Annotated in this window: 19 protein-coding genes and 1 tRNA gene; 9 read left to right on the top strand and 11 right to left on the bottom strand. The window is 33.8% G+C overall.

Annotated features, from left to right (window positions below):
- The first annotated feature begins 946 nt into the window (after window positions 1-946).
- The 5 genes from Q4566_RS16490 (at window position 947) to rplT (ending at window position 5,291) form a co-directional block, all read left to right on the top strand.
- A complete protein-coding gene (locus Q4566_RS16490) occupies window positions 947-1,792 on the top strand; it encodes a hypothetical protein (protein WP_303423576.1) in 846 nt (281 codons plus the stop codon).
- A gap of 206 nt (window positions 1,793-1,998) precedes the next feature.
- Entirely contained in the window at window positions 1,999-3,933 is a 1,935-nt protein-coding gene (gene thrS, locus Q4566_RS16485; protein WP_303423574.1) for a threonine--tRNA ligase, read from the top strand.
- A gap of 33 nt (window positions 3,934-3,966) precedes the next feature.
- Complete coding sequence (gene infC, locus Q4566_RS16480; protein WP_216068952.1) at window positions 3,967-4,512, top strand: translation initiation factor IF-3; 546 nt, start codon at window positions 3,967-3,969, stop codon at window positions 4,510-4,512.
- Window positions 4,513-4,601: 89 nt separating this feature from the next.
- Window positions 4,602-4,799 (top strand): 50S ribosomal protein L35, encoded by a 198-nt coding sequence (rpmI, locus tag Q4566_RS16475; RefSeq protein WP_150936195.1) that lies wholly within the window; start codon window positions 4,602-4,604, stop codon window positions 4,797-4,799.
- Window positions 4,800-4,946: 147 nt separating this feature from the next.
- Window positions 4,947-5,291, top strand: a complete 345-nt coding sequence (rplT, locus tag Q4566_RS16470; RefSeq protein WP_067150884.1) for a 50S ribosomal protein L20 — start codon at window positions 4,947-4,949, stop codon at window positions 5,289-5,291.
- A 607-nt stretch (window positions 5,292-5,898) separates the two neighbouring features.
- Here the strand turns inward: rplT and Q4566_RS16465 are convergent.
- The 8 genes from Q4566_RS16465 to tgt all read right to left on the bottom strand — a co-directional run bounded on the left by Q4566_RS16465 (window position 5,899) and on the right by tgt (window position 16,781).
- Complete coding sequence (locus Q4566_RS16465) at window positions 5,899-6,321, bottom strand: secondary thiamine-phosphate synthase enzyme YjbQ (RefSeq protein ID WP_303423566.1); 423 nt, start codon at window positions 6,319-6,321, stop codon at window positions 5,899-5,901.
- Window positions 6,322-6,520: 199 nt separating this feature from the next.
- Window positions 6,521-9,064, bottom strand: coding sequence for a leucine-rich repeat protein (locus Q4566_RS16460; protein ID WP_303423564.1), 2,544 nt, complete (start codon window positions 9,062-9,064; stop codon window positions 6,521-6,523).
- A 493-nt stretch (window positions 9,065-9,557) separates the two neighbouring features.
- Window positions 9,558-10,742 (bottom strand): asparagine synthetase B, encoded by a 1,185-nt coding sequence (locus tag Q4566_RS16455; RefSeq protein ID WP_303423577.1) that lies wholly within the window; start codon window positions 10,740-10,742, stop codon window positions 9,558-9,560.
- Window positions 10,743-10,942: 200 nt separating this feature from the next.
- The gene (dnaB, locus tag Q4566_RS16450; protein WP_303423562.1) at window positions 10,943-12,493 is read right to left on the bottom strand and encodes a replicative DNA helicase; all 1,551 of its coding nucleotides are present in this window, start codon (window positions 12,491-12,493) and stop codon (window positions 10,943-10,945) included.
- Between the two features lie 168 nt (window positions 12,494-12,661).
- Complete coding sequence (locus Q4566_RS16445) at window positions 12,662-13,615, bottom strand: acetyl-CoA carboxylase carboxyltransferase subunit alpha (protein ID WP_303423560.1); 954 nt, start codon at window positions 13,613-13,615, stop codon at window positions 12,662-12,664.
- Between the two features lie 70 nt (window positions 13,616-13,685).
- Window positions 13,686-14,582 (bottom strand): DMT family transporter, encoded by an 897-nt coding sequence (locus Q4566_RS16440; protein WP_303423558.1) that lies wholly within the window; start codon window positions 14,580-14,582, stop codon window positions 13,686-13,688.
- Window positions 14,569-15,645, bottom strand: a complete 1,077-nt coding sequence (locus tag Q4566_RS16435; protein ID WP_303423556.1) for an LptF/LptG family permease — start codon at window positions 15,643-15,645, stop codon at window positions 14,569-14,571. The genes Q4566_RS16440 and Q4566_RS16435 overlap by 14 nt, the downstream gene beginning before the upstream one ends.
- Window positions 15,646-15,650: 5 nt before the next feature.
- A complete protein-coding gene (gene tgt, locus Q4566_RS16430) occupies window positions 15,651-16,781 on the bottom strand; it encodes a tRNA guanosine(34) transglycosylase Tgt (RefSeq protein WP_303423554.1) in 1,131 nt (376 codons plus the stop codon).
- Window positions 16,782-16,959: 178 nt separating this feature from the next.
- On the opposite strand from tgt, the gene Q4566_RS16425 reads away from it, so the two are divergent.
- Complete coding sequence (locus Q4566_RS16425) at window positions 16,960-17,598, top strand: outer membrane beta-barrel protein (protein ID WP_303423552.1); 639 nt, start codon at window positions 16,960-16,962, stop codon at window positions 17,596-17,598.
- Window positions 17,599-17,666: 68 nt separating this feature from the next.
- Here the strand turns inward: Q4566_RS16425 and Q4566_RS16420 are convergent, their stop codons facing one another.
- The gene (locus Q4566_RS16420) at window positions 17,667-18,635 is read right to left on the bottom strand and encodes an FKBP-type peptidyl-prolyl cis-trans isomerase (RefSeq protein WP_303423550.1); all 969 of its coding nucleotides are present in this window, start codon (window positions 18,633-18,635) and stop codon (window positions 17,667-17,669) included.
- A gap of 170 nt (window positions 18,636-18,805) precedes the next feature.
- Here Q4566_RS16420 and Q4566_RS16415 point away from each other — a divergent pair, with 170 nt between their 5' ends.
- Together Q4566_RS16415 and Q4566_RS16410 are read left to right on the top strand one after the other, a co-directional pair.
- Entirely contained in the window at window positions 18,806-19,195 is a 390-nt protein-coding gene (locus tag Q4566_RS16415; RefSeq protein ID WP_303423548.1) for an RNA-binding S4 domain-containing protein, read from the top strand.
- Window positions 19,196-19,233: 38 nt separating this feature from the next.
- Window positions 19,234-19,737 carry a phosphoribosyltransferase family protein gene (locus Q4566_RS16410; RefSeq protein WP_303423546.1) on the top strand — a complete coding sequence of 168 codons (504 nt, stop codon included), beginning with the start codon at window positions 19,234-19,236 and terminating at the stop codon, window positions 19,735-19,737.
- Here Q4566_RS16410 and Q4566_RS16405 read toward each other — a convergent pair.
- Window positions 19,729-20,250 (bottom strand): shikimate kinase, encoded by a 522-nt coding sequence (locus Q4566_RS16405; RefSeq protein ID WP_303423544.1) that lies wholly within the window; start codon window positions 20,248-20,250, stop codon window positions 19,729-19,731. The genes Q4566_RS16410 and Q4566_RS16405 overlap by 9 nt on opposite strands.
- 141 nt (window positions 20,251-20,391) lie before the next feature.
- On the opposite strand from Q4566_RS16405, the gene Q4566_RS16400 reads away from it, so the two are divergent.
- A tRNA-Lys gene (locus tag Q4566_RS16400) sits at window positions 20,392-20,464 on the top strand.
- A 66-nt stretch (window positions 20,465-20,530) separates the two neighbouring features.
- On the opposite strand, the gene Q4566_RS16395 is transcribed toward Q4566_RS16400, so the two are convergent.
- Window positions 20,531-20,854: a 2Fe-2S iron-sulfur cluster-binding protein gene (locus Q4566_RS16395; RefSeq protein WP_303423542.1), complete on the bottom strand. Its 324-nt coding sequence runs from the start codon at window positions 20,852-20,854 to the stop codon at window positions 20,531-20,533.
- Window positions 20,855-21,090: the final 236 nt, after the last annotated feature.

Raw genomic sequence — 21,090 nt, 5'->3', positions numbered from 1 at the left:
TTGCCTTTTTTTGATTATTTTTTTTGATTCGTTTTAACTTGCAGTAAATGTGTTATTTATGCCTTGAAAAAGTTTTGGATTGTTTGCGTGGTTTGGGGTTTTGATTCCCCCTACTCTATTAATCCTTTTATAATAGTCATGCTTTATGCTAGAAAATGCTGGTTTGAATGGTTCTGTTTTGGTTGGGTTTTGTGGAAATATGATCAAAAAGGCCTGAAATTTTCCTTTACATCACTCAAAAAAGACTTTACACTGGGGTAACAATAGCCAAAACATGTCTGCTTCAGATTAATTCGACGCTTGTTTTTGTGTTGGAGGTATGCTTTTCCCACGAAATCTTCTAAAAACTTTAAAAGTGATTGAACCTATCCCTTATTATATAGTATACATATTATATGTACTGAAAACAATTCCGCCAAAAGGCTAATTACTTTTATTATGAAATGCTTCTCGACGCGCGAAGACCGTTTTGATGCTGCTCTAGTTAGCACCTCACAGTGACTCTAAGGTTTTAAGAAGTCCTTTTAATAACGCCTTAAAAATTATTGAATCTATTTCTACACATATATTGTACACATATTATATGTAATAGACATTACTCCTTCGCCCCCCCCTTTCTAGCTAATCGTATTATATGAAAGCGGAAAAGCTTCAGAAGTTGTACGCCATAATCGAAATATTCATCCAGGATTATACCTCGTTATAATACTATCATTATATATGGAGTAATACAGACTTCCTCCGAAAGACAAATCACTCCCATCTATAGAAATAGTTTTTTATCTAAAAAAAATCGAGATTCATTTGAACCTAATCAAACACAACTAAGTTAACTCGTCTTGTTTTTTTTAATTTACATATTGCATCTTTCCATTTATACTATTACCTTTAATACTTGATATTTAAACACATAGATCTAATATACACCTCTAAAACATACGTCAACATGAAACTATTTTTAACTCCAATTACAGTCACAAAATTATTTATAGCCATATATTTTTGTTTTTCAAATTCAATATCATCCCAAAACACTGAAAATTTAAATCCGGAATTTGCAAAAAATTGGATTTACGTTGGGGAATTCCTTAATGACAATGAAATCACAAAAAACAAAAGTCTTTCGGCCGAACTCCAATTAAAACCCGACGGCGTATTAGTCTACCCTCCATACAAAGGAACTTGGACCGCCAATACCACATCAAAGGAACTTCATTTTAAAATTAAAGTACCAGATTCCGATGATATGTTTCCAATGGCTTTCAAAATTATTTATTTTAAAGACGACATTCTAGTATTAAATAAAGGCACAGATTTTTCAATGAATACGATATACACTCCTAAAGGTAAAACGGTATCTGAAGACCAAATTAAAAAAACAGTAACCGAAATTAGCACAATGAATAAGGCTAAACAAGATGCCGCCTATTTAGGATATACCCCGGAAGGAGATGTTATTAATTCTTTTAAGTTTAATACGGCTTTAGAAAAAGAAACTAATGGCTTCGGTAAAGCATCTAACGATGGTATTGTTTATGTTTTAAAAAAAACAGATGGATTAAAGATTGTAGTTATTCCTTCTAATAACGCTGCTCCAATTGAATGGACTGTTTTAGAAAAAACAACCAACAACAATCAAATCACCTATAAAAGTGTACTTCCTACTGAATATGACTTCGACCTACATGAAAATGTTACAGTCAACAAAAAAGCTGATATTAAATTCCTTGAAGACACAGTAAGTATTGTTATACCTTCAGAAGAAAAAACAATAACATATAGCAATGAATAGTATCTTATTTATTGTGTCATTTTTAACACACAAATATTTGATAACAATGCTTTATTTGGAAATAATACAGATCTAAATATGACAGAATACAATAAACCTTTACTCTAAAAAAACACCTAATATGATACTTAACTTAAATATATTCAAAGGATATTGTGTCTCTCTATTTATACCATTATCTTTGCAGCCTGATTTTAAAATATTTTATGATACATATTACATTACCTGATGGCAGTGTGAAAACGTTTGATGAAGGCGTTACACCTATGGATGTTGCTAAAAGCATTAGTGAAGGATTTGCTAGAAACGTGATTTCGGCAAATTTTAATGGTACAACTATTGAAACCGTTACCCCATTAACCACCGACGGTGCTTTGATTTTATACACCTGGAGAGAAGACGAAGGCAAAACCGCTTTTTGGCATAGTTCTGCTCACGTTTTAGCTCAAGCTATCGAGGAATTGTACAAAGGCGCCAAACTTACTATTGGTCCGGCTATTGAAAATGGCTTTTACTATGATGTTGATTTTGGAGACCACACTGTTTCTGAAAAAGATTTTAAAGCCATTGAAACTAAAATGCTTGAAATCGCAAGAGGAAAGCATGAATTTAAAATGCGTTCGGCAAGTAAAGCTGAAGCTTTAGACCTTTATAAAGAAAATCCTTTTAAAACAGAATTAATCGAAAACTTAGAAGATGGTACCATTACATTTTGTGACCACGCTACGTTTACCGATTTATGTCGTGGTGGGCACATTCCAAACACAGGCATTATCAAAGCGGTTAAAATATTAAGTGTTGCCGGTGCTTACTGGAGAGGAAATGAAAAGAACCCACAATTAACACGTGTTTACGGTATTTCATTCCCTAAGCAAAAAGAGCTTACCGAATATTTAGAAATGCTTGAAGAAGCAAAAAAACGTGACCACAGAAAACTTGGTAAAGAGTTAGAACTTTTCACTTTTTCTAAACGCGTTGGACAAGGTTTACCATTATGGTTACCAAAAGGTGCTGCTTTACGCGAACGTTTAGAGAATTTCTTAAAAGCTGCTCAGAAAAAAGCAGGCTACGAAATGGTGGTAACACCACATATTGGACAAAAAGAACTTTATGAAACTTCTGGGCATTATGCTAAATATGGAGAAGATAGTTTCCAACCTATTTTAACACCTAAAGAAGATGAAGAGTTTTTATTAAAACCAATGAACTGCCCGCACCACTGTGAAATTTACAACAGTGCACAATGGAGTTATAAAGATTTGCCAAAGCGTTATGCTGAATTTGGTACTGTATATAGATACGAACAAAGTGGTGAGCTACACGGCTTAACTCGTGTTCGCGGATTTACTCAAGATGACGCCCACTTATTCTGTATGCCAGAACAATTGGATAAAGAATTTAAAGATGTTATCGATTTAGTTCTTTATGTATTTGGTTCTTTAGGATTTGAAAACTTTACAGCACAAGTATCTGTAAGAGATCCTGAAAATCCAGACAAATATATTGGTGATGTTGAAAACTGGGAAAAAGCAGAACAAGCGATTATTAATGCCGCGACCGATAAAGGTTTAGATTTTGTTATTGAAACTGGAGAAGCCGCTTTTTACGGTCCGAAGTTAGATTTCATGGTGAAAGATGCTTTAGGAAGACGTTGGCAATTAGGAACGATTCAAGTAGATTACAATTTACCAGAACGTTTTGATTTAACATATAAAGGTAGCGATAACGAATCTCATAGACCAGTCATGATTCACCGTGCTCCTTTTGGAAGTATGGAGCGTTTTGTAGCACTATTGCTAGAACATACAGGGGGTAATTTCCCGCTTTGGTTAATGCCAACACAGGTAATTATCCTATCAATTAGCGAGAAATATGAAAAATACTCACAAAAAGTTTTAAATTTGCTAGAAAATGACGAAATTCGCGCCCTTGTAGACCATAGAAATGAAACTATAGGGAAGAAAATCAGGGAAGCCGAAATGCAAAAGCATCCTTATATGATCATTATCGGCGAGCAAGAAGAACAAGAAGGGAAAATCACTGTACGTCAGCACGGTGGCGCAGATCTAGGAATGATATCTGTTGAAGCTTTCTCTGAAATAATAAAAGAAGACATTAAAAAAACGTTGAAATCGTTTTAGAAAATAATAAGTTTAATTTAAAATCATAAGGCCATAGCAATTAGAAGAAGACAGCAACCAAGAAGGGTTTCGCAAGAAGACAAGCATAAAATTAACTCTAAAATTACTGCTCAAAAGTTACGTCTAGTAGGCGATAACGTAGAGATAGGTATTTACACCAAAGGTGATGCTTTAAGAATAGCGAATGAGCAAGAGTTAGATCTTGTAGAAATATCTCCTAATGCAGACCCACCGGTTTGTAAGGTTATGGACTATAAAAAGTTTCTTTACGAACAAAAGAAACGTGATAAAGCTTTAAAATCTAAAGCGACGAAAGTTATCATTAAAGAAATTCGTTTTGGTCCACAAACCGATGATCATGACTACGAGTTTAAAAAGAAACACGCAGAGAAGTTCTTAAAAGAGGGTGCAAAATTAAAAGCATTCGTATTCTTTAAAGGACGTTCTATTATTTTCAAAGAACAAGGTCAAATTTTATTATTAAAATTAGCAACCGATCTTGAAGAATTTGGAAAAGTAGAGCAAATGCCTCGATTAGAAGGTAAGCGTATGACGATGTTTATTGCTCCAAAAAAGTAATAAGCATTAGTTAAAGTAGAACAAAAAGCTGAACACATATTCAGCGTGAAAATAATTAAGCGAAATAATTATAAACTAGGAAGAAGAAAATGCCTAAAATGAAAACAAAATCTAGTGCTAAGAAACGTTTTAAAATAACGGGTACTGGAAAGATTAAAAGAAAGCACGCTTTTAAGAGTCACATCTTAACAAAGAAATCTAAAAAGCGTAAGCTAAAGTTAACTCATGATGGTTTGGTACACAAAGCAGATGAGGATAACATTAAAACCATGATGCGTTTAAAATAAACACATCGGTTTTAATCGGTTAAAACAATTTATAAACCCTGGAGTTAGGCCAGTAAAAAAGAGTTAAAAGTTTAAAGTTTTAAAATCTAGAAGTAGACTAAAAACCTGTAAGCAATTTAGCCGCCTACTACAAAACACATTAAAATTATGCCAAGATCAGTAAACTCTGTAGCAAAAAGAGCCAGAAGAAAAAAGGTTCTAAAACAAGCAAAAGGTTACTTCGGACGTCGTAAAAACGTTTGGACAGTAGCAAAAAACGCGGTTGACAAAGCGATGCAATACTCGTATAGAGACCGTAGAAACAAAAAGAGAACATTCCGTGCCTTATGGATTACGCGTATTAACGCAGCAGCCAGAGAACATGGTTTATCTTATTCTCAATTCATGGGCCAATTAAAAGCTAATGATATCGAATTAAACCGTAAGGTTTTAGCCGATTTAGCTATGAATAACCCAGAGGCTTTCAAAGCTGTAATTGAAAAAGTAAAATAAGGCTTTTTGCCTATTGTAAAACATATTATTCGCTTAATAAAAAATCCGGTTCGCAAGAATCGGATTTTTTTTTGTGGGTACTTTGGGCGTTACCCCAAGGGTCAGGCTTTCCGCTACTAGTTTTGGCTCGATGCACGCCTCGCCAAAAGCTAACCGCTACAATCCTTAACGCAGTTTTCTACTTTATTGATAGTTGGTACTGTTACACAGAGTTGCACTGAGAAAAGAAACAACTTACACTATACTAGTAAAATTAACTAAAAACCAACAACCAGTTATTCCAGACATAGATTTCACTGATTTTCACAGATTTTCCAGAAGCTATTACGCCGAGTTTCACTTAGAAAATCAATAGCTTAATACTCAAGATTTTATGTAAAAAATTAGCATACGAATAAGCATCAAAAAACTATTAATTAAAAACCAGCAACCAATTATTCTAGACACAGATTTCACTGATTTACACAGATTTTTTTGCGTTCTACATCTTTGCGTCTTTGTGTCTTCGCGAGAAACAAAATAAGTTACATAGAGTTATACTGAGAAAACAAGTAACTTCCAAAAACAAAAAACTAGCAACCAATTTAGGCTTCAATCTATAAATTCATTAATTCCCAAAAGCTGTAACAACAAGGCTGCGAGCCCCACCATAATCACGATGTTCACACAAATAAATCCCTTGCCATATACCCAAATTTAATCGTCCGTTTGTGATAGGAATTTGAACAGAAGCTCCTAATAAGGATGCTTTAATATGTGCAGGCATGTCATCAGATCCTTCGTAAGTGTGTTTGTAATAAGGCGCATTTTCAGGAATCATTTTATTAAAATGACTTTCAAAATCTTGCCTAACCGTAAAATCGGCGTTTTCGTTAATGGTTAAACTGGCTGAAGTATGTTTTATAAAAACTTGCAACTGGCCAATTTTTATATCCTTTATTTCAGGAATTGCCTTTAAAATATACTCTGTAATTAAATGGAACCCTCTAGAATATGGTTTTAATTTTATTTCTTTTTGGACAAAAATCATATTAGTATTTTAGATTTAAAAGTACTCCTAAATTTATTGAGTAAAATAAATGTCTACAAAACCAAAAATAATCTATAAAAATTCTATTCCCAAATTTATAATGCTGACTCTAATTTTCATAATATATGAATCAAAAAAAAACAGCGATCTCCGATTAAGGAAATCGCTGCTTTTAAACGCAGATTAGTGTACTAACCTATTATTGTTTTAAAATCCTTTTAGTGATTTCATTTTGATTTACTTGAATTTTTACGATATAAACACCTGTTTCGTAGCGACTTAAATCTACTTCAATTGTTTTATCGGTTTGGATTCTATTTAATAATAAACGCCCATTTAAATCATAAATAGTAATCTTTGAGGTTTCTACTTTTGGTAAGTTAATTGACACATAATCATGAGTTGGGTTTGGGTAGATACTTGTGTTGTTTAACACACTACTATCTTCAATGTTTAAAGAAGCTTCTACCGTCACAACTATTTCACTACGTGTACTTTCACACCCAAGATCGTTAGTGCTACTTACCCAGTACGATGTAGAACCTACACTAACTGTACTTGGTGTTGGGGCTTCTGTGCTACCTGTCCCATCTTCTTCGGTATACCACAATAAACCTGTACCGCTTGAAGTTGCAGAGAGTGCTTCTGCCGTATTATTTTGAGTATATGTAATTTCAGCCTCTTTAAACCTTAGGTCTAGAGTACCGTTAACCTCTAATTCTGGATTGCCTACCCAACCCGATATTGGTGGAAAAACACCCTCTGTATCTGTGTCATTATAATAAATAACCATAGTATTAGAAGCTGGTTCACCGGGTCCACCTGGTCCTTCGCTTGGAAACTCTATTGACAATTGCCATCTACTAACCTCTTGATCAACAAAAAATTCAAGTTTTAAATCAGCATCAAATTCAAGTTCATCCTCATTTTCAGGTGCATATATATATTTATTCTTTCCATTTTGCATCCCATCATAATCAAAATTACCAAAATCAAGTTCATTTGATCCATCTACATAAATACTAGATTCTAAAGCTGGGTTTTCTAAAATGGGACTATTTGGTGCAGAAATAACCGACACTTGAATTGAAACACGTGCACTCTCACAACCAGTTGGATTAACAGTAGCCACGTAATAGGTACCCTTTAAAAGTTCTGTATTAACATCCAACACAGAAGTGCTTGTTGCCGAATTATACCAATTTACATCTGTATTAGCTGTTACAAGAATATCTGAAACCAAACTGCCTTGACAAAATGCTTGTTTCATAAATGTTGAAGCCGAAAGGTTTAAATCGTCTACGCAATATTCTGAAGTCCATCCTGATACTGGTGGAACCATATCACTTGTTACTGTTGTATTTTCAAAATTAGGATATATTAAATAACCATCATCATACAACACCCATTTCTCGCCATTAAAACTAATTTTATAGGTATAACCATCTTCTTGAGTATAGCTGTAACTATTTTTTTCATTTAAAACGCCCTCCAATGCGTATAAACCATTGTAATCCATACAATCATCACTGCTTACATAAAAACCAGCAGTTTCTGTTCCTGATACTACAGGTAACTCTGGAAGTGGATTTACGCTTACTAACACTTCAGTTCTACCTCCTACTTCGTTAGGATCTTGAACCGATGCAAAATAAGAGCCAGAAACTAAAAAATCATCTTCATTTAAAAGATTTCCTCCTATGGCAGCATCATACCACTTAAGGGTTGCACTAGGCGCAGGCCATAAACTTAGCACTGTTGTTGCTTCACAAAATGTTTGATTGGTTTCTATTGGCGATTGCACGATATTAAAATCACCCCAAACAGCGGCGTTTTCATAAGTAGATACACTACCCGCAGGAACATTTAGATCCACGTCTTGTACATTAACACCTTCAAAAATTTTGGCATTAATAGTTAATGGTGATGCTGTCTCAAGTGTTATGGACAACAAGTTTGAACAGTTACTAAAAGCATAATCGTCAATATTGTTTACAGTGTTTGGAATAAATACAGACGTTAAACCAGTTCCCTGAAAAACACCTTTGTTTATTTTTATTATTGAATTTGGGATGCTTATAGCTTCTAAGTTAGTACAACCTTTGAAAGCTTCATCATAAATGTCTGTTACCGAGTTTGGAATAGTTACAGAAGTTAAGTTTACACAGTCTTTAAATGTACCAAACAAAATAATACTAACAGAATTTGGAATAATTACAGATTTTAAGGCTGTTCCCTCAAAAGCGTAATTCCCTATTGTTGTTACTGAATTTGGAATGGTAACACTTGTTAAACCCGTATTGTAAAAGGCATACCATCCTATATCTGTTACTGAATCTGGAATGCTTATGGATTCCAAACTCGTACAATCGCTAAACGTAGATTTATTAATACTTTTAAGCGAATTTGGTATGTTTACTGTTTTTAAATTAGTACAGCCCACGAAAGCCGAACTCCCAATACTTGTTACTAAATTACTAATAGAAATTGCTGTTAATTCTTGATTTTCACGGAATGCATCTTCACCTATAGCTTTTACTGTATATACAGTGTTTGTTTCTTCGTCTTCAACCGTATCTGGTATATTGGCAACGCCAGTAAAAGTTTCATTAGGTCCTGTTACCGTAACAGTCAGGTTGTCGGGGTTAGTAATTTCATAATTGATACCGTTAAACACAATGTCTTGTGCTAATAGGGTACTAGTAGCAGATAAGGCTACCATAAAAAGTAAAATTTTCTTCATACGTAAGGTTTTTTGGGGTTATATATATTCTAATTATACAAGCGCAAAAGTACTCGGTATAAAATGAATTGAGTAGACCAATAAGCCAAAACGGTAGTCCAATAAGACATTTTATGCGTTTTGATAAGCGCAAAAAATAAAGCGGAGAAAACTGCTTAAAATCCTATTATATTGAAGTTAATCCTTATGCTAAAAGGTAACAAGAGTTATGCTAGAAAACCAGTGTTTAGTTTGTTACTTTTTTTTAAATGAACACGAAAAACATCGTCATGAAACTTTTGATACCGCATGGTGCCATTCATAATCGAATTCTGTACATAGACCTATTATTTTTCTAAATCATGTATACACATCTTATTTGAATGGTAGACTTTATCATTACTTCTGGCATAGCCGCAAAAAAAAAGAGAACTAATAAAAAACATGCTTTTAGTTCATTATAAAATTAAGCCTTAGATGGACATGTAGTAAACACTGCAAAAAATTGGAATATCTATGTTTTTTGTTTTTTCTTTCTGGCAGCAGGAAACAAAACATTATTCAAAATTAAACGGTAACCTGGAGAGGTTGGATGCAAATCTAATTCCGTTTTAGCATCCCCTACCCGATGCTGATAATCTTCAGGGTCATGACCGCCATAAAAAGTAAAAAAGCCTTTTCCTTTTATTCCGTGAATGTACTTTGCTTCACCGTTTGATTTTGTTTCACCTAGAACTAATACATTCGATTTTATTTCTTCACGTGTAAAAGCCGTTGTTTGCCCCATAAACCCTTTTACTAAAGCTGTATGATTCTGACATAACATGGTTGGAATAGGATCCCATTTTGCTGAAAAATCCATAAGTGAAAAATAATCGGCTGTTTTAGGAATCATGCGTTTTCTAGTCATATCAATGGAAGAAAACTCATAAACAATAGGACTGCGTTCTATCAGAAAATCTGTAAACGCAAAGGTTTTATTATAATCAATCTTATTCTGATAATTTGATTCACTACCGTCGCCATCAAACATAGGTTCACAAATATCTACACCTTCAGCAGAGAGGGCAATATCAAAACTATCAGTTGCACTACACATGGCGAACATGAATCCACCTCCAATAACGTAATCTCTAATTTTTAGAGACACGGCTAATTTTTCTTCCGACACTTTATGATAACCCAATTTTTCTGCTAAATTTTCAGCCTCCTTTTTCTCATCAATATACCATGAAGTTGCCCGATATTGCGCGTAAAACTTTCCGTATTGCCCGGTAAAATCTTCGTGATGTAAGTGTAACCAATCGAAAACCAGTAAACCATCGTTTAAAACTTCCTCATCATAAACGGTTTCATAAGGAATTTCAGCATATTGTAGTACCATGGTTACGGCATCATCCCAAGGTAATTTTCCTTTAGGCGTGTAAACCGCAATTTTAGGTGCTTTTTCTAAAACAACAGCTTCCATGTTTTCACTCGGACTGCTTATGTTTTCAAGAATACTTTCTGTTTTAGCATTGGAAATAATTTCGAAAGAAACCCCTCGAATTTGACACTCTCTTTGAATGTCTTCGGTATCGGGTAGCAAAAAAGAACCACCTCTATAGTTTAACAGCCACTTCACTTTTAAGTCTCTGTTAAGTGTCCAATAAGTAATTCCGTAAGCTTTTAAGTGGTTTTTTTGACTCTCAGCATCCATAGGAATCAGGATGTATGAGGCATAGGTATTAAGCCCTAGAAATATAAAGAGTAACGTAAATATTAATTTTTTCAATTGAGAATTAAGGTTGATGAAGTTTCAAAGCCATTCAATTTCGAAAAGGCAAAACTCATACGGTTATAACCTGAAAGATACTTAAAAATTATAGCTGAATAAACCTTTTAATAAAATATTAAGCGTTAAAACGGCACTTCATTATCGTCGTCGTCGTTGAAAGAGCTACCAAAAGCTTGATCTGGACTGGCTTTAAAATTATCAGATTGGAAGGTGTTATCGTTTGCTGCGGCATTCATTTTAGAATGAAATTCATTATCTCCAAACGGCGAATCGTATTCATCTAAATTATCAAACTTACCTAAGTGTCCTAAGAATTTTAAACGAATATTTTCTAAACCACCATTACGGTGTTTCGCTACGATAAACTCACCTTGCCCTTCGGTTGGTGTACGTTCCTCATCATCCCACTCGTCAATTTTATAATATTCTGGTCTGTAGATGAAGGATACAATATCGGCATCCTGTTCAATCGCTCCAGATTCACGTAAATCGGAAAGTAAAGGTCTTTTACTTCCCCCACGTGTTTCAACCGCACGCGACAGCTGAGATAAGGCAATTACAGGAACCATAAGTTCCTTTGCTAAAGCTTTAAGGTTTCTGGAAATCATCGAGATTTCCTGTTCACGGTTTCCACCATGGTTAGAGCCACCTGTCATTAATTGTAAATAATCAATCATGATCATTTTAATACCGTGCTGAGAAGCCAAACGACGTGCTTTTGCTCTTAAATCGAAAATGGAAAGTGAAGGCGTATCATCAATAAACAGAGGTGCGTTTTCTAAACCTTTTACTTTAACGTTTAGTTGTTCCCACTCATGTTTTTCTAATTTACCAGTACGTAATTTTTCCGAAGACAAACCCGTTTCACTAGAAATTAAACGTGTAATTAACTGTACAGAGGCCATCTCTAACGAGAAAAAGGCCACTGGTATATTTTGATCTACGGCAATATTTCTTGCCATGGATAAGGTTAGTGCCGTTTTACCCATACCAGGACGAGCTGCGATAATAATTAAATCGGAAGGCTGCCAACCTGAGGTTAATTTATCAAGCTTATGAAAGCCCGTTGGAATACCACTAAGCCCTTCTTTATTAGAAATTTCTTCAATTTTCTTTTTCGCCTGAATTACTAAATCCAGAGCTGTTTCACTGGATTTTTTAATATTACCTTGGGTAACTTCATATAGTTTAGACTCGGCAGTATCTAATAAATCGAAAACATCTTTAGTTTCATCGTAGGCTTCTTCAATAATTTCACTAGAAATTTTAATTAAACTACGTTGAATAAATTTCTGTAAAATAATACGGGCATGAAACTCAATATGTGCCGATGAAGACACCTTATTTGTTAATCCGATAAGGTAAAAATCTCCTCCAGCTGCCTCTAACCTCGCGTTCTTTTTTAATTGTGTAGAAACGGTTAATAAGTCGACTGGTTCACTGTTTTCAAACAGTTGAAAAATAGCTTCAAAGATGTATTGATGAGACTCTTTATAGAAAGCATCCTGGCTTAAAATATCAATAACTTCATCTACTCCTTTTTTATCAATCATCATAGCACCCAATACAACTTCTTCTAAATCAATTGCTTGAGGGGGGATCTTGCCTTTTTCAAGGCTAATAAGTGTACTTTTGTCTACTTTATAAGAAGATATTTGATTTGGTTGTTTCATGACTGCGAAAGTAACTAAAAAGAAAGTGTTTTGATGAATTTTAACGCTTAGGATTGTTCACTACTCGTTAACAATCAGCTGTTAATAAATAAATTATTTTGTTAATAAGCACAAAAAATCTGAAGTTGGCATTACTTCAGATTTTAATTCGTTTTGGTTTTAATAGGGTTAGCCTTTAAAGACCCCCATATTAGCATATTTATCCATACGCTCTGAAACCAAATCTGCTGGTGATAACTTTTTAAGCTCTTCAAAAGATTTTAAAATAGTATCGCTTACAGTTTCAAATGTTTTTTCACGATTTCTATGTGCGCCACCAAGTGGTTCTTTAATAATACCATCTACCAACTTCAATTTTTTCATATCTGAAGCTGTAAGTTTTAAAGATTCTGCAGCTTGTTCTTTGTACTCCCAGCTACGCCATAATATTGAAGAACAAGATTCTGGTGAGATCACAGAGTACCATGTGTTTTCTAACATGAACACTTTATCTCCTACACCAATACCTAAAGCGCCTCCTGAAGCACCTTCACCAATTACAACAGTGATAATAGGGACTTTTAGGCGTGTCATTTCTAAAATATTTCTTGCAATCGCTTCTCCTTGTCCGCGCTCTTCAGCTTCTAAACCTGGGTAAGCTCCTGGTGTATCTAAAAAAGTCACAACAGGAATACCAAATTTTTCAGCAGATTTCATCAAGCGTAACGCTTTTCTGTAACCTTCTGGATTTGCCATTCCGAAGTTTCTATATTGTCTTGTTTTAGTATTAAATCCTTTCTGCTGACCAATAAACATAAAGCTTTGGTCTCCAATTTTACCTAAACCACCAATCATCGCCTTATCGTCTTTAAAGCTTCTATCACCGTGAAGTTCTAAAAAAGAAGTCCCACAAATTGCTTTAATATAATCTAAGGTATATGGTCTGTCTGGGTGACGTGATAATTGCACACGTTGCCAAGGCGTCAGGTTTTTATATAATTCTTTTTGAGTATCTTTTAACTTCTTTTCAATCTGAGAGCAGGTCTCAGAAACATCAACATCACTTTCTTGACCAATGATTGCACATTTTTGCAATTGCTCTTCAAGTTCTTTTATCGGAAGTTCAAATTCTAAATATTCCATAGGAATTTAGTTATTACTTTTTAAATAAAGGTTAGTCTGCAAATATAAAAACTTTAATTATGTTATGATGTTAAGTTCGCTTTCTTTTTAATTTTCTTCTCCCTTTTAAAATGGCATTTACAAGAATAACTCCAATAATAACAAGGGCTCCAATATAAAAATTAGCACTCATTTTTTCTTTTTCAGGAAACAAAATCACAGCTAAAGCAATACCATAAACAGGCTCTAAATTGTAGGTTAACACAACCGTATACGGACTTATAATTTTCATAACATGTACGGAGGCTATAAATGCGTATGCTGTACAAACTGAGGCAAGAATGAACAAATACTTAAAATCGGATAAACTTAATGTAAAGAACGCTTTAGAGAAACCATTTCCAAACAAAAGCATATACAAACTAATAAAGAGAACACCACTTAAAAATTCATAAAATGAAATGACCGTGGCATTATGCTGTTTTAAGAAGCTACCATTAAGGACAGCAAATAATGATGATAAAAAAGCCGATAAGATACCTAATAAAATTCCGCTTAGGTATTTCATTTCACTTTGGGTAATAATAAATACCCCTATTATCACAATGCCTCCAAAGACTATTTCATACCAAACCACTTTCCTTTTATAAATAATAGGCTCTATAAATGAAGCAAAAAAAGCACCGGTTGAAAACATCGCTAATGTAATGGAGATATTAGATATCTTGATAGCTCCAAAAAAGGTGATCCAATGTAATGCTATAACAATGCCTGCTAAAGCAAGACGCGTTAACGATTTCATTGTAATTTGGAGATTTACCTTAACAATCTTAATATAGATAAACATTAAAATTGAGGCCATGAACATACGATGCCACACTAAAGCAATGGCATCGATAGAAATTAATTCACCTATAACAGCTGTAAAACCAGCAATAAGAACTAATAAATGAAGATGTAACTGGTTTTGAAGTCTAACGTTTGGCATTAGACATCAGAAATATTGCTAAAATACCAAAAATAACATTCGGGAACCACACGGCCACTACTGGTGGAAAATCCGATTGTTCTGCCATCACCCCGAAAACCTTATCGAAAAACACGAAAACCATAGCGATACAAATACCAACCGCTAAATTGACTCCCATACCACCGCGTCGTTTCATTGAAGATACAGCAACAGCGATAATAGTTAAAATAAAAACTGATACTGGTAAGCTCCATTTTCTATAAAGCACCAATTTAAAACGTCCCACATTACTAGAGCCTCGAGACTCTTCCTTAGCTATAAAGTTTTTTAAATCGCCGTACATTTTAGTTTCGGCAGCATAAATAACCGGGATTAAATCATCTACATCAAAATCAAAAAGTGTGTCCTTCCTTTTAACTATTTCTAATTCATCATCTCTTTCTCCAACAGTACGCTTTACATAGTTGGTTAATTGATATATGGTGTCTTTTTCAAGGTAACGAATACTAGTAGCGCTAATTTTATACTCTAGTTTATTATCTTTAAAATGCTCTAAAGTGAAGTTATTACCTATGCTGTTTTTAACATCAAAATTACTAACGTAAATAATTTCATTGTCATTAATTTGCCTATAAACATTGGTGTTTTCAACAACACCCCTTCCCTTCTTAAAATATTTATAACTAAAATCATTAAAGCCTTCACTAGCTTTAGGTGCTAAAAACAACCCTAGAATTATCGCTAATATAGATACGATAAAAGCACCAATCATATACGGCCTTAAAAACCTATAAAAAGATACTCCTGAACTTAAAAAAGCGATAATTTCAGTATTATTAGCCAACTTTGAAGTAAACCAAATAACCGATAAGAATAAAAATAAAGGAAATAATAAGTGTGCAAAATAAATGGTAAAATCTAAAAGATACACTAAAACCTCGTTCATAGGCACTTTGTTATCTATAATTTTACCAATTTTTTCTGCTAAATGCACTGTTATCCCAATGGGAATAAAGAGCAGCAACATCATGAAAAATGTAAACAAATAACGTTTTAGTATGTACCAATCTAAAATCTTCATGCTACTTATAAACGATTAGCCATTTGTTTTACCATTTTGTCTTTCCATATTCTAAAATCTCCTGCTAATATATGTTTTCTAGCTTCGCGAACCAACCATAAATAAAATCCTAGGTTGTGAATGGTAGCAATTTGTTTCCCTAACAGCTCGTTTACTGTAAACAAATGACGTAAATAGGCCTTTGTGTACTCGGTATCTACAAAAGTTATTCCCATTTCATCTATAGGCGAAAAATCGTCTGCCCATTTTAAGTTTTTAATATTTATTGAACCGTGTGCGGTGAATAACATCCCGTTTCGGGCATTTCTTGTTGGCATTACACAATCGAACATATCTACACCTAAAGCAATATTTTCTAAAATATTGATTGGTGTACCTACGCCCATTAAATATCTGGGTTTATCTTCAGGTAAAATAGAACAAACCACATCGGTCATGGCATACATTTCTTCTGCTGGCTCTCCAACCGATAAACCACCAATAGCATTTCCTACCGCGCCTGCATTGGCTATATATTCTGCCGATTGCTTTCTTAAATCGGTATACGTACTCCCTTGTACAATTGGAAAAAATGCTTGATTATAATCGTACTTTAAAGGTGTTTTTTCTAAATGATTTATACATCTATCCAACCAACGGTGGGTCATGTGCATTGAACGCTTCGCGTAATTATAATCACATGGGTAAGGTGTACATTCATCAAAAGCCATAATAATATCAGCTCCAATACTTCGCTGAATTTCCATTACATTTTCTGGTGTAAACGTGTGGTAACTTCCATCGATATGGGATTTAAACTTAACCCCTTCCTCTTTAATTTTTCTATTTGCTGAAAGTGAATATACTTGATACCCCCCTGAATCTGTTAAAATATTACGATCCCAATTCATGAATTTATGGAGTCCGCCAGCTTTTTCTATAATATGCGTTTGCGGGCGCAAGTATAAATGATAGGTATTTCCCAAAATAATATCTGGGTTAATTTCGTCTTTTAACTCACGTTGATGCACGCCTTTAACGGTTCCAACTGTACCAACTGGCATAAAAATAGGGGTTTCAATAACACCATGATCCGTGGTTAATTTCCCTGCCCTAGCCTTACTCTGTGGGTCTTGTGCGTTTATTTCAAACTTCATCTTATTTCTATTATTTTTTTGAACATGAATACTAAGAAAAATGTTCACTTAACTAATGAATGCCATCATTAAGAGCGCAAAGATAATTAACTGAAATATGAAAACGATCGTATTAAAAGGAAAATAATACAGTTCCAACAGCGTTAATGATTTTATATTTGAACTAAAAACATAGAATATGACAAACTTAAAATTAATAGTAAAAAAAGGTTTAAAGAAAGAAAGGGTGCGAAAGAAATTACTCTCTGTTTTATTAATAGCTATAATCCCAAGTCTATCTCTAGCTCAGGCAGATGCTGGTTGGGGAGTTAAAGGTGGATTAAATTACAATGCCAATGGTGATTATTTTGATGCGGCTGAAAACGCTTATAAAGACCCAACAGCTAATGCTGGTTTTCACATCGGTGTTTTTGGAAAAACAGGAGGTTTTATATTTCTTAAGCCTGAACTAGTTTATACAAATACAAAAACAGATTATGATGAGAATGCATTTAAAATGCAAAAAATAGACGGAACCATGCTTGCTGGAATCGATATATTTGGTCCGCTTAGTCTATTTGCAGGTCCTTCATTTCAATACATTATAGATTCTGATTTTGAATCGCTTTCAATTAATGAATTGGAAAAAGACTATACTGTTGGACTAAATATTGGCTTAGGCTTTAACTTGAAAAGAATTGGTATTGATTTAAGATATGAACGTGCTTTTACAAAAAATGAAGCTTCTATTATAAATTCCAATTTCCCTGGAGGTACAGAAGGGCGATTAGACACCCGTTCTAACCAACTGATATTAAGTTTATCTTTACTACTATAAACCTTTCTTTTTAAATTATAAACATAAAAAAACCTCGCCAAGCGAGGTTTTTCATGTTTATACTATCCTTATAATGAAGTATCCACATCATAATTAGCTTCTGTTTCTTCTGGATCTAAATATTTAGGAATTCCATTTTTACCAATATCGTTTGTTGGATCGCCATCGCCATCGATATCTTCATATATAGTTAAGACTCCATCGCCGTCATCGTCAGTATCAACAAAATCTAAAATACCATCACCGTCTGTATCATCACCATCAAAAACATCGGTGTCAGAATTATAAGTAAAATCTTCATCTTCGTTAATATCTTCCAAATAAGAAGCCACGCCATCGCTATCATGATCATTCTCATACATTTGTAACAAATCAAAAGCAAAAGCAATACAAGTATAAGCCGGTATACTTGTACTACCTACAGAGAAATATCCCAATCCTGAAGGCACAAACATAACTCCAACCCCATGATTTACGTAATTTGATGTTCCGTCAGCATTTTCGTTAAAACTTTCAGCCGTATGAAATTCAGGAATCACCTTTCCCCAAGCTGTAACTAGGTTTAATAAATCTGTATTAAATGAGCCATTAATAGACCTATCAAAAATATCATTATCTAGAGTAAATCCTGTGTAATTTGTAACAACATTATCAGAGAAATGTGGAGACGAAGAATTAGGATTTACGTTTTTATTTAAATCTAAATAGTAAATTTCGTAATCGGTATCTGCATAATTCACATACTTAGTTATCGTATCTTGAATTAATAACCTATGCCCCGTAGGCACTACATCGCCATCTTCAAGAGCAGTAATTACAAGATCTTGGGATTTAGGATCTGGGTTAGAGCCATCAAATTCGGAGGCATTATAGTAATGTGTTTCTAAATAATCAAGTAGTAATGCTTTATCTACAGCTTGTTGTTCGGTTCTGTCTCTAATTTCTACCGTTACAGTATCATCATCATCATCCTTTTTACAAGATAAAAAACAGGTTGCTAAACCTAACACAAACAAGCTTAATTTTATTAATTTCATTCTCAAAATCATTTATTAAAGTACAGAAAAACACATATAAATTCAAACTTGACAGATCGTAAGCAGATTTATACTAAATAAAGTTCAATATTCCTTATTTTTGAAGCCGCAAGATACGATATAAATATATTCTTGCACAATAAGATTAACGTTGTTTTAGTATTAATTATATGCGAATAGACAAGTATTTATGGTGTGTTAGATATTATAAAACCAGAACATTGGCTACAACGGCCTGCAAAAAAGGACAGGTGCGCATCAACCAAGAAATTGTAAAACCAAGTCGCGATGTTTACCCTTTAGATACTGTTGAATTAAGAAAAAATCAAATTAACTATAAATTAAAAGTTAATGACATTCCTCCAAATCGTGTTGGTGCTAAAATAGTTGACCTCTACCGCACCGATATTACACCTAAGGAGCAGTTTGAAGCGCAGGAGCTTTTAAAGTACTCGAAAGATTACTACAGAAAAAAAGGTACTGGCAGACCTACTAAAAAAGACCGTCGTGATATAGACGATTATACCGATGAAAATTTTATTGAGGAGACAGAATCTTAAATAAAAATGAGTAATTTTATCCTTTAAATTTACAATGTATGACAGTTAAGAATAATGTAATCCTTAATCATAGCGAAATCAATCATAAAATTAGACGTATTGCTTTTCAAATTTATGAAAGCAATGTGGATGAAAACGAGGTTATTTTGGCTGGCATTGGAACCAACGGCTATATTTTTGCTAAGAAGCTCAAACTAGCGCTTCAAAAAATATCTGATATCTCGCCAGTACTTTGTAAAGTTTCTATGGACAAAAAGCACCCTTGGTTAGAGATTACCACGTCATTAAAACCTGAAGAATACAAAAATAAATCTTTAGTATTAGTTGATGATGTTTTAAATTCTGGAACAACCTTGATTTATGGTGTAAAACACTTTTTAAACGTACCATTAAAGCAATTTAAAACTGCTGTACTCGTAAATAGAAATCATAAAAAATACCCTGTAAAAGCAGATTTTAAGGGTATCTCTTTATCAACTTCCCTAAAAGAACATGTTCATGTGACTTTAGAAGGTAAAAATTTTGAAGCTGTTTTAGAATAACTCTAAAAGTACATCTTCAACGACCTCATCTTTTGTTCTGTTATCTATGGATACTTTAATTTCAGCTTGACTGTAATATGGTGAACGCTCGAATAAGTGTTTCCCAATAAATTCAGCCATTGCTTCTTTGGTTTCAATATGAGCAATTAATGGACGTTTCGCTTTTTTGCGCATTAATTTTTCGGCTAAAGTTGGAATAGTTGCTTTTAGGTAAATACTTTTGGCGTTTTCAGCTTCTAATATATCCTGCATATTATTGCTATAGCAAGGTGCTCCGCCACCTACTGAAAGGATAATATTTCCAGACATGCCTAAAACCTCTTTAAGGTACTCTGTTTCTTTTTTTCTAAAGTAAACTTCGCCCTTATTTTTAAAAACCTCTTTTACAGATGCATTTTCTCTTTCTTCAATAAGATCATCTAAATCTATAAAGGTATAATTCAGTTTAGCTGCTAATCTTTTTCCAATGGACGTCTTCCCAGAAGCCATATATCCTATTAGTACAATAATCATTTTCTCGTTATAATTTGATTTCTAAAAACATAGGTTATTCTCTTGCAAAAAAACAAAAATTTATTCAAAAAAAGTATTGTTTTTTTGAATAAACATATTATATTTGCACCCGCTAACACGTAATTGTTAGCTTGGAATAATGACCTGGTAGCTCAGTTGGTAGAGCATCTCCCTTTTAAGGAGAGGGTCCTGGGTTCGAGCCCCAGCCCGGTCACAGAAAAAGCCTAAAACATATGTTTTAGGCTTTTTTATTTTTATAAAGTGGATTAAAAATAAGAGACTACATAAATTGTCTAGAGTCTAAAACTTTCCATGTGGTGTTATGCAGATCTGCACTTAAAAAAATTTGGCAAGCTAAACGTATATTTGCCATTTCTGGAAACCGACTTAGTATTTCATACTCATCACTAATAATTTTATCAGTTAAAAATCCACCTCCCAACTGCTGTACCATGCAAGTTCCACACCACGCACGCCCTTTACAGTCACCAATATCTTCAGCTAAAACATCGGTTATAAATACCATTAAATTTTGATTTGTATTCGGTTCAAAATCTAAAGTATTTAGATCGCCATTAGTATCTACTATATGAATTTTATACATATTGCCTTTATTATACTAACGCAAGATATAATTAAAACAAAAAACTCCACTATTTCTAGTGAAGCTTTATGAGGGGTATCAACAATTTTTAATTCAATGAATAATAAAAATACAGCAATTTTAACCTGATCTTAAACACTATAAATCAGAAAACAAAACGCCTTAATCAGGCCTGCTAAAACCATCACCTAAACGAAAACTCAAGACAATACCATGACTATCAGTTAGATTAGAAC

The organism is Tamlana sp. 2_MG-2023 (assembly GCF_030548465.1).
Classification (GTDB): Bacteria; Bacteroidota; Bacteroidia; order Flavobacteriales; family Flavobacteriaceae; genus Pseudotamlana.
This window is presented reverse-complemented; position numbering and strand designations above follow the sequence as displayed.

Excerpts from the sequence above, each read along its gene's own strand:
- Q4566_RS16490 (WP_303423576.1), top strand. The coding sequence starts at position 947 with ATGAAACTATTTTTAACTCCAATTACAGTCACAAAATTATTTATAGCC.
- thrS (WP_303423574.1), top strand. The coding sequence starts at position 1,999 with ATGATACATATTACATTACCTGATGGCAGTGTGAAAACGTTTGATGAA.
- rpmI (WP_150936195.1), top strand. The coding sequence starts at position 4,602 with ATGCCTAAAATGAAAACAAAATCTAGTGCTAAGAAACGTTTTAAAATA.
- rplT (WP_067150884.1), top strand. The coding sequence starts at position 4,947 with ATGCCAAGATCAGTAAACTCTGTAGCAAAAAGAGCCAGAAGAAAAAAG.
- Q4566_RS16465 (WP_303423566.1), bottom strand. The coding sequence starts at position 6,321 with ATGATTTTTGTCCAAAAAGAAATAAAATTAAAACCATATTCTAGAGGG.
- Q4566_RS16460 (WP_303423564.1), bottom strand. The coding sequence starts at position 9,064 with ATGAAGAAAATTTTACTTTTTATGGTAGCCTTATCTGCTACTAGTACC.
- Q4566_RS16455 (WP_303423577.1), bottom strand. The coding sequence starts at position 10,742 with ATGGATGCTGAGAGTCAAAAAAACCACTTAAAAGCTTACGGAATTACT.
- dnaB (WP_303423562.1), bottom strand. The coding sequence starts at position 12,493 with ATGAAACAACCAAATCAAATATCTTCTTATAAAGTAGACAAAAGTACA.
- Q4566_RS16445 (WP_303423560.1), bottom strand. The coding sequence starts at position 13,615 with ATGGAATATTTAGAATTTGAACTTCCGATAAAAGAACTTGAAGAGCAA.
- Q4566_RS16440 (WP_303423558.1), bottom strand. The coding sequence starts at position 14,582 with ATGCCAAACGTTAGACTTCAAAACCAGTTACATCTTCATTTATTAGTT.
- Q4566_RS16435 (WP_303423556.1), bottom strand. The coding sequence starts at position 15,645 with ATGAAGATTTTAGATTGGTACATACTAAAACGTTATTTGTTTACATTT.
- tgt (WP_303423554.1), bottom strand. The coding sequence starts at position 16,781 with ATGAAGTTTGAAATAAACGCACAAGACCCACAGAGTAAGGCTAGGGCA.
- Q4566_RS16425 (WP_303423552.1), top strand. The coding sequence starts at position 16,960 with ATGACAAACTTAAAATTAATAGTAAAAAAAGGTTTAAAGAAAGAAAGG.
- Q4566_RS16420 (WP_303423550.1), bottom strand. The coding sequence starts at position 18,635 with ATGAAATTAATAAAATTAAGCTTGTTTGTGTTAGGTTTAGCAACCTGT.
- Q4566_RS16415 (WP_303423548.1), top strand. The coding sequence starts at position 18,806 with ATGCGAATAGACAAGTATTTATGGTGTGTTAGATATTATAAAACCAGA.
- Q4566_RS16410 (WP_303423546.1), top strand. The coding sequence starts at position 19,234 with ATGACAGTTAAGAATAATGTAATCCTTAATCATAGCGAAATCAATCAT.
- Q4566_RS16405 (WP_303423544.1), bottom strand. The coding sequence starts at position 20,250 with ATGATTATTGTACTAATAGGATATATGGCTTCTGGGAAGACGTCCATT.
- Q4566_RS16395 (WP_303423542.1), bottom strand. The coding sequence starts at position 20,854 with ATGTATAAAATTCATATAGTAGATACTAATGGCGATCTAAATACTTTA.